This is a genomic window from Vibrio sp. 10N.261.54.A5 (assembly GCF_041471145.1).
In the GTDB taxonomy this organism is placed as follows: Bacteria; Pseudomonadota; Gammaproteobacteria; order Enterobacterales; family Vibrionaceae; genus Vibrio; species Vibrio crassostreae_C.
Genome location: NZ_JBFRNU010000050.1, coordinates 63,217 through 73,541, shown reverse-complemented (window position 1 = coordinate 73,541; position 10,325 = coordinate 63,217). Strand labels below are relative to the sequence as shown.

General features: G+C 45.0%; 3 protein-coding genes. All 3 read right to left on the bottom strand.

All coding sequences use genetic code 11. The features are described 5' to 3' along the window. The coding region (locus tag AB4329_RS15765; RefSeq protein ID WP_372138710.1) for a retention module-containing protein at positions 1-6,424 on the bottom strand (6,424 nt) is incomplete at its 3' end. A 661-nt stretch (positions 6,425-7,085) separates the two neighbouring features. Then, entirely contained in the window at positions 7,086-8,015 is a 930-nt protein-coding gene (gene speB, locus AB4329_RS15760) for an agmatinase (protein ID WP_372138708.1), read from the bottom strand. Then, entirely contained in the window at positions 8,015-9,922 is a 1,908-nt protein-coding gene (gene speA / locus AB4329_RS15755) for an arginine decarboxylase (RefSeq protein WP_065585203.1), read from the bottom strand. Before speA ends, speB begins: the two co-directional genes overlap by 1 nt. Positions 9,923-10,325: the final 403 nt, after the last annotated feature.

The window sequence follows — 10,325 nt, the reverse complement described above, 5'->3', positions numbered from 1 at the left end:
TGGTGTCGCTGACCGCAGAGTTAGATGGATCAGAGCCATCGGCTAGGTTCGTTTCAGATAGTGAGATTGGAGGAATGACATCAATGGTCGGAACATCACCATCGGTAATGGTCAGCATTACTGTTGAGGTAAGAATGTCATCATCGCCATCGCTTGACGTCACCACGATGCTCTTAACGATATCGCCAGCCGAGTGGTCTAAATCGCGGTTTGGCTCAAAGCGGACTTCCCCTTGAGTCGTGATAAACAGTGAGCCTTCGGTGAAGGTAAACTCTTGCTCGGTCGCATCATTCGGGTCTAGAGAGTAAGCGGTGCCGTCATAGGTAAATTGAGTCACACTCGCGCCATCGGCACTTGCGGATGTTAATACATCGAAAACGGATGTCGCTGGCGTACCTGCAGACAAGTCGGCAACAGTAGGCTCTTCGATACTAAGCGAACCACTCACCATCACTTGAACATCATCAGCAATCGTTACCGATAGCGGTGACATTAACGAGTCATCACCGTCGGTATCAACCGCGTAAACTGGTAGTTCGAACGTGAAGTCGTTATTGCCACGACCATCCTCGTGGTCGATATTCTCCAACAGCGTAAAAGTATATTGCCCCAGAGTCGCAGCGCTAAAGCTTAATGTGAAAATCTGTGTTTCTACATTAGAGGCACTAGTTGTAAAACCAACATAGTTACCTGAGCCTGCAGGATCTTCTTTCAGATCAATTGGCAGACCATCGGATTTCAATGAGTCATCACTATTAAACTCACTAGGCTCTAAACGGAATTTCTCAACATCATCGCTTTGATTCGTGAATGAGATGGTTTCCGTTTGGCTAACCGCACTACCACTTGGCAATGAGCCATCAGCGAGATCCGCTTCTTTAAGTGATACGCTCGGCACCGCATCAATAGTCGGATTGTCACCATCAGTAATGGTCAGCGTAATGGTTGAAGTCACCGGGTCGTTATCAAAGTCGCTTGAAGTCACGACAATCGACTTCACGATATCTTCACTAACTGAGTGGTCTAGATCGCGATTAGGTTCAAAGCGCACTTCCCCTTCAAGGGTGATATAAAGCTCACCTTCAGTGAAGCTGAACAGCTGTTCACCAGTGTCATTCGGATCAAGTGTTCGTAGTTGACCGTCATAAGTGAACTGAGTGATCGTCGCGCCATCCGCACTCTGATTTGGCATCACATCAATAGTGTTGCTTGTGATCGTACCATCAGCCAGATTTGGCTCAGTGATATCTAACGTACCGTCTTGCATGATTTGAACATCATCACCGATGGTCACATTCAGTTGCGAAACCAATGAATCATCGCCGTCTGTGTCAACCGCATAAACAGGTAGATCGAAGCTCAGATCGTTATTATCTAAACCATCCGCATGGTCTAACGCTTCAAGTAAGGTAAAGGTGTATTCACCCAAAGTACTTGTAGAGAAAGCAATCGTAAACACTGGGATTTCAGCGCCCGAACCGTTGGTAATAAAGCCAATGTAAGTACCCGGATTAGCCGAATCTTCTTTTATCTCAACCGCAAATCCATTCGATTTCAGTGCACCGCCCACATTGAACTCGGTTGGCTCAATACGGAAACTCGCAACATCATCACTTTGATTGGTGAAGGTAATCGTCTCTGTTTGGCTTACTGCACTGCCGCTTGGTGAAGAACCATCTGCAAGATTCGTTTCAGAGAAAGTGACACTTGGCACCGCATCAATGGTTGGGATATCACCGTCAGTAATGGTCAGAGTGACCGTTGACGTCACCACATCGTTATCTAAATCGCTTGAGGTCACCACTATCGACTTGACGATATCTTCGCTAACCGTGTGGTCTAGATTGCGATTTGGTTCGAAGCGTACTTCACCTTCAAGAGTGATGAACAACTCACCCTCTGTGAAGCTAAATTGCTGCTCACCTGTGTCCGTTTGATCCAGTGTTCGAACTTGACCGTCATACGTAAACTGAGTGATCGTCGCACCATCGGCACTTTGTTCTGGCATCACATCGATGGTATTGGTTGTCACTGTGCCGTCTGCAAGATTTGGTTCAGTGATATCTAACGTACCACCTTGCATGATTTGAACATCATCACCAATGGTCACGTTAAGTTGAGACACCAACGAGTCATCGCCATCGCTATCGACCGCGTAAACCGGTAAGTCGAAACTCAAATTATTATTTGCGAGGCCATCTACATGGTCTAGTGCTTCAAGTAAGGTGAAGGTGTATTGACCTAAATTGGTATCCGAGAAACTAATCGTGAACACATTGGTTTCAACATTCGAACCATCAGTAACATAACCGATGTAGCCGCCCGGTGTGGTTGGGTCAGCTTTCAGCTCGACAGCTAATCCGTTTGATGTGAGAGTGCCGCCAAAATTGAACTCAGTCGGTTCAATACGGAAGCTGGTCACATCATCACTTTGAGTGGTGTAAGTAATAGTTTGAGTTGAGCTAACCGCGCTACCGCTTGGTGCAGAGCCATCACTCAGATTGGTTTCCGACAAGTTCACAGTTGGCACATTATCAATGGTCGGAATATCACCATCGGTAATGGTCAGCGTGACGGTTGAGGTAAGCACATCGTTATCGGAGTCACTAGATGTCACCACGATTGATTTCACAATGTCTTCGTTCAGCGTGTGGTCGAGATTGCGGTTGGGCTCAAAGCGCACTTCGCCTTGAAGCGTGATGAATAGTTCGCCTTCAGTAAAACTGAATTGCTGTTCACCATTGTCATTCTGATCAAGGGTTCGTAGTTGACCGTCATAAGTAAACTGAGTGATCGTCGCGCCATCAGCACTCTGATTTGGCATCACATCAATGGTGTTAGTTGTTACCGTACCATCTGCAAGATTGGGCTCGACGATATCTAACGTACTATCTTGCATGATTTGAACATCATCACCGATAGTGACGTTTAACGGAGACACCAATGAATCATCGCCATCACTATCTACCGCGTAAACAGGTAAATCAAAACTGAGGTCGTTGTTGCCACGGGCATCTTGGTGGTCCAACGCTTCGATGAGTGTGAACGTGTATTCACCTAATGATCCAGAATTAAAGCTTAATGTGAATACTGGAGTTTCTACGTTCGTCGCACTGGTCGTAAAACCAATGTAGTCACCCGACCCTGCCGGGTCTTCACGTAACTCAACAGCTAAACCGTTCGATTTAAGATCATCGTTAGTATTGAACTCCGTTGACTCAATACGGAAACGAACCACATCATCACTTTGATTGGTAAAAGTAATAGTTTGAGTCGAGCTTACCGCGCTGCCACTTGGAGCAGAGCCATCGCTCAGGTTAATTTCAGAAAGCGTAACACTTGGAATAACATCAATCGTCGGGTTATCACCATCAGTGATCGTCAGCGTAATGGTTGAAGTCACCGGATCGTTATCGAAGTCGCTTGAAGTCACCACAATCGACTTCACGATATCTTCACTCACTGAGTGGTCTAGATCGCGATTAGGCTCAAAGCGCACTTCACCTTCAAGGGTGATAAACAGTTCGCCTTCTGTGAAGCTGAACTGCTGTTCTCCTGAAATACTTTGATCCAGTGTGTTTACGACACCGTCATAAGTGAACCGAGTGATCGTCGCGCCATCAGCACTTTGATTTGGCATTACATCAATGGTGTTGGTTGTGATTGTACCGTCAGCAAGATTTGGCTCGGTGATATCTAACGTACCGTCTTGCATGATTTGAACATCATCACCGATAGTCACATTAAGCTGAGACACCAATGAATCGTCGCCGTCCGTATCAACCGCATAAATAGGCAGATCAAAGCTCAGATCGTTCTTATCTAAACCATCTACATGGTCTAACGCTTCAAGCAGAGTAAAGGTGTATTCACCCAATGTGCTCGTAGAGAAAGCAATCGTAAACACTGGGATGTCAGCGCCCGAACCGTTGGTAATAAAGCCAATGTAAGTACCCGGATTAGCCGAATCTTCTTTTATCTCAACCGAAAATCCATTCGATTTAAGTGCACCGCCCACATTAAACTCTGTTGGTTCAATACGGAAACTTGCTACATCGTCGCTGCCTGCGGTAAAGGTAATCGTCTCGGTTGCGCTAACTGCACTTCCGCTGGGAGCAGAGCCGTCATTAAGGTTGGTTTCAGAGAGAGTCACAGGCGGGATCAAATCAATGATCGGATCTTGGCCATCGGTAATACTTAACTCAAGCGTCGAACTATCAGTATCCCCATCACCATCTTCGGCTAAAAATGAGAACTGTTTGACGATAGTTTCACTGCTTGAGTGGTCGATATCACGAGCGACTTCAAAACTGAAGTCACCGTTTAATGAGATAGTGACGACACCTTCAGTAAAACTGAAAATCTGGGTAGCATCGGGGAGCAGGCTTTGATCGAGTGAGTAATCAACACCGTCGTAGTTAAACGATTGAATTGTAGAACCATCAGCGCCTTCGAAGTTGAATAGGTTATACGAAACAACGGTATCGCCGGCTAAAGTTGGTTCCGTGACTGACTCAACTTTATCAACTAGCTCAACAACATCATCTGTGACATTAACGAGAATCTCTGCGGCTTCTGGTGTACTCGAACCGCCAGATAGTGCAGAACGGTCGCCATCTGCATCAACAGCATAAATTGGCAATGCAAAAGTTAGCAGCGCATCTTCAGCGCCTTGATGAGAAAGTTCTTCATAAAGATTAAACTCATAGTTGCCCAATGAAGGGCTATCAATTTTAACATCAAAGACCGTAATTCGAGAACCATTGACTTCAACATAGCCTTCGTACGTTCGCACACCATTGGTTTCATCAACCAGCTCGAGTAACACAACCTCACCGTTAGATATCAGTGTGCCAGCGGTATTAAACTCTGCAGGTTCAAGTTCATGATGATCGATAATGTCACTATCAAAAATTTCTGAGGTGACACTGCCACTTCCTGATACGGTTGCCGTCCCCTCTTGAGAACCGCCAACAATGCCAGCTTCATCAACATCAATACTGTCGACATTGGTAATGACTGGTTTATCACCATCAGAAATAGCGAGGTTGATGGTATTGGTTACGACATCTTGGTCAAAATCGGTAACCGTGATTGGCAAAGAGAAAGAAAGCGAATCAGTGCCGACTTGCTCTATTGGTCTCAACTGCTCAAATCGATAGGTACCGTCAGTATCTAAGCTAACGGTTAAAATAACGTCGCCGCTACCTTGGATTGACAGTGTGATGGTACTTCCATCAGCAGACAAAGATGCAACGGTCGCCTGATTATCGCTGAGCACGCCATCAAATTGAGCAAGTGCGCTTGAGTCAAAAACAGCTGACTGTAGATTATCACTACCAATATTGGAGAACGTTCCTTCAATTGCTGCACTGCTAGTTTCTACGTTACTGATATTCACACTTTCAGCAGACGGATCGCCCCCATCAACCACGGCAACTTGCGCATTAATTGGTGTTGCTAATGGGTTTCCGGCGGTGTCTTCACCTTGAATATCAAAAGTGATGTTAATTTGATCGCCTGTATAGGAAACCTGGCCACCACCAACAGATGTTACGTGATCAATTGGTTGAGAAATCGTTGTGATCAGTGAAAGCTCAGCGTTGTTTCCAACACTAACAACATCGATGTCGATGCGTAATACTTCATCGGTGCCTTGAACACCAATGATAGAATTAGTCGTCGCGTCATAGGTGAAGATAACGGACTGACCACTTGAAGTAATGTCGCTGTTTAATTCACTAAGTAGTGAAGCGAGGGATAAAGTTTCTGGAATGAAAGAGTTAGGGGCGAGAGCTAAACTACCAGCAATAATCGTTTCTGTCGTTGTTACAGATTGGGGATAGGTATTGCCAGATATGGAGCCTTCAGTCAGTGTTTCACTGATTGATTGGCCACCTGATGAACGAGTGATAGATCTGAATTCTTCTCTGTCTTCATCAACAGTTTGTTCTGCTAGACCAGCGGTCTCAAAGAAAGTCGATGGATGAGTTTCAGTGTAGTTATAGTCAATCGTCACAAAGCCAGCATTTGCAGAACCTAGTCCACCACCAGCAGCCGTTGCTTCTAAGATTTGAGTCGGATCGGCACCACCTAAAATGGCTTCTTGAATTGCAGCAAGGTCGTCTTCAGTAAAGGTTTCTGCATCTGATTGCTGTAAGTCAAAATTAACCTCACCAGCTATTGGGGCATCTACCCATGCAGCGTTGTCATCAACACAACCGACGCAATTCTCTGCAACCGGAATCGAATCATTCTGAACGCCTAATACAAGCTCTGACTTGTTGGCCGTAATCACGATCTCATTTTCACGGATGGTATCGCCAACTGAAACTTTTCTTGCGCTGCCGTCTGGCTTAACTACGACGACATCTCCACTCGTTGCTTCAACTACCGCAACCTGGCGCGAAACTTCAATATCCATACATCCCCCGTTGTCACAAAGCACTATTTGAAGCGCTGTGAAAATTATTTGTAATAGCAATTTCAGGTTTTAATTGAACGCATACTTAGCTCTCATCAATGGCAATCCATCGTTATGCCCAATCGGCTTGAAAAGAGAGAAGTATTTCACCTGTTTTTTTATAGTTTACTTACCCTTAAGCCTAGTCTTCCCCATAAAAAATGCCATGTCTGTGCGAAGAGACATCTTTTCGCAAATCCAAGTATTCTTTCAAGGCTTAAAAACCCTAGTCAAAAGTTAGTAGGATGCTGATTAATATGCAAATGAGCGCGCAATATAAATACACATCTTCGTTTTATAAATATATACGTAACAAAGTTGATAAATCATTAGCGAATACAGGGCATTAATAGCGGTAAGCTCTGCATCCTTAGTAAAGCAGAGGCAAGTCCCATCTTTGAGACACCTCTCAGAATCAATGTGATGATTTTTCGCTCACAAATCATGAGATAGACCGTAGAATACGAGCCTTTTAGCCTATTAGTTCACAGCCAAGAAAAGACTACTTACTGAGATGCGAGAATAGAATTTTTGTTGCTCGGCAAAACAAAAAAGCCCACTAAGTTGAAACTTAGTGGGCTTTAAAATCAGTATGTAGCGTTACGCTTTTAACAATCAAACACTATGATTTAGCGAGGCGATTTGCCGTCCAAACATAAAGCAGCTCAAGTGCGATAGTTGCACCAGCCAGTGCTGTAATCTCGCTTTGGTCATACGCTGGAGAAACTTCTACAACGTCCATACCAACCATGTTGATGCCCTGCAAACCACGGATAATTTTCAGAACTTTATCTGAATTCAAACCGCCGCAAACCGGAGTACCTGTACCCGGAGCAAAAGCAGGATCCAGACAGTCGATATCAAACGTTAGGTAAACTGGCTTATCACTGACAATGCCTTTCACTTGAGCAATGATCTCGTCCACGCTCATGTCGTTCGCTTGCATCGCGTTAATAACGTTAAAGCCGTGTCCTTCCTGCTTGTACTCGGTACGAATACCAATTTGCACAGAATGCTCAGGCGAGATTAAACCTTCATTAGGCGCATGGTAGAACATGGTACCGTGATCGTAACGACTGCCCTGACTGTAAGTGTCAGTGTGCGCGTCGAAGTGAATCAGAGCCATCTCACCGTACTTCTTGCCATATGCTCTTAACAAAGGCAGTGTAATGAAGTGATCGCCACCTAAACCTAACAGAGTTTTACCACTGTTTAGAATCGCATCAGCAGCTGCTTCTAAACGTTGAGTTAGGTCTTCTGCATCACCGCAATCAAACACAAGGTCGCCAGCATCAATGACCGAGGTGTGTTCAAATACATTGAAGTCCCAAGGGAATTTTTTACCTTCCCACGCCAAGTTTACTGACGCACGACGAATCGCATCAGGTCCCATACGAGCACCCGGACGACCAGACGTCGCCATATCTAACGGCGCGCCCAACACAACCACATCAGCATCGTTGTCGATTGGGTTTTGCACCAATGGACGACGCATAAACGTCATCGCATTGGAGTACAACGAGTAATCTGGTTTCGTAAATAGATCGTTCATTAAAAATCCTCAAGATAGGTGTAACCCATCAAGCCTTGCTCTAACTCTTCAAGTACGCTTTGCTGCTCTTGCGCTGGTACTTTCGCGGTGACCAATTCTTTGTACTTCTGACGAATTAGGTCCATATCGATATGAACGTAACGCATCATGTCTTCTACTGTGTCGCCTTCGTTGATGTAGTCAATGTTCGCTTCTCCGCTTTCATCAACATTCACCACAACACTGTGCGTATCACCAAATAGGTTATGCATATCGCCCAAGATCTCTTGGTACGCGCCTACTAGGAAGAAGCCCATTAGGTATGGTTCATCTGGGTTCCACGCTGGCACTGGCAATGTTGTTTCAATGCCTTGACCATCAACATACTGGTCAATCGTACCGTCAGAGTCACAAGTGATGTCCAACACCACAGCACGACGCTCATCCGCATTATCTAAACCGCTCAGTGGCAATACAGGGAACACCTGATCAATACCCCAAGCATCTGGCAATGACTGGAATAGTGAAAAGTTCACGAAGAATTTGTCCGCTAAACGCTCGCTCAACTCATCCAAAATTGGACGGTGGTAACGGTTCTTTGTGCTCATGCGAGTGCTAAGCTCGTAGTTAATACGCAAAGACATTTGCTCTGCCCAAGCACGATGCTGAAGATTCAGCATACCGGTCGCAAATTGGTTGTGCGCTTCTGCAATATCGCTCTGAGTGTCGTTATAGATCTCAATCAACGCACGGTCATCATTACCAGCATCGAGCTCTAAGAAGTTCTTCCACATGTTGTTTAGCAACAGTGGTGCGTCTGCTTCTGGCGCAGCCATATCTTCCGGTGAGTAGCTTTCAGTACCAATCACGTTGGTGATCAACACAGCATGGTGCGCAGTCAGTGAGCGACCAGACTCCGAAATAATCACAGGTTGTGGCTGATTGTAGAGTTTACAAATATCCCCTACTGTCATCACGATGTTACGAGCGTACTCAAGCAAGCCGTAATTCATTGAGTTTGAAGATTGGCTACGCGTGCCGTCGTAATCGACTGCCAAGCCACCACCAACATCTAAGAACTTCAGTTGAGCGCCAATATCACGCAGTTCACAGTAGAAACGAGCCGCTTCACTCACGCCATTTCGCACGTCACGAATGTTTGCCATTTGTGAACCTAGGTGGAAGTGCACGAGTTCAAGTACATCCAGCTGGTCTTCGGCTTTCAAGCGTTCAATAACGGTCAATACTTGTGATGCAGACAATCCAAACTTCGACTTTTCGCCACCACTTGCTTGCCATTTACCTGCACCTTGAGAAGCAAGACGAATACGCAAACCCAAACGAGGTTTTACGCCAAGTGCTTTCGCTTCAGAAAGAACAAGATCAAGCTCAGACAACTTCTCTAGAACGATAAAGACTTTGTGGCCTAGCTTTTCGCCAATCAGTGCAAGGCGGATGTATTCTCTGTCTTTGTAACCGTTACACACGATCACAGAGCTCGCTTTTTGAGCCAACGCCAGTACCGCTAATAGTTCAGGTTTGCTGCCCGCCTCTAGTCCTAGCTGCTTTTGCTCTAATTGAGCTTGGCTCGCTAAGATCTCATCAACCACTTCTTTTTGTTGGTTAACTTTAATCGGATAAACAAGTAGGTAACGATTGTCGTACTGATATTCGTCGATCGCTTGGTTAAATGCGTTACAGATATTGTGCACACGTTGATGCACTATTTGAGGAAAACGCACAAGAGCAGGTAAACCAATATTTCTTTGCTCTAACTGTTTTACGATCTTACTTAGTGGGACTTGATGATCCGTCTCGCTCGGTGAAACATACACCTCACCGTTATCATCAATTCCATAAAAACCTTGGCTCCAGTGCTTTACATTATACTCAGCACGGATGCGTTCCAAATTAACCGAATTTTCCAATTCTAGAGACCTCACACTATAGGGCCATCGACAGAAGATACCTCTTTGGAATAGCGAGGTATAACCCAACAAAAAGCGTTCAAAAACGATTTGTTGGCTGCATTAACCGATATTATTAAGAGCGAGTCCAACCATTGATATTTGTGGTTACGATTACGTTTTTTTATCGACAGATCGACTTAAAGTGACAGGTAAGGAATTACAAGGTTTTAGGGTAAAAAACAGGCTGAAGCGCATTAAATATAAAGCAATTTCTCACATTAAATTAGGGAGAAAAAATGAGCAGAAACCAAAAGATTTTTAGTAAATTGAGTGAGGTTAAGTCAGAGTTGTGACAAATATAAGCACTTCACAATCTGAACTCTCGCTATCACCAACACAGCTTGTGTCCCGCGATTCGATG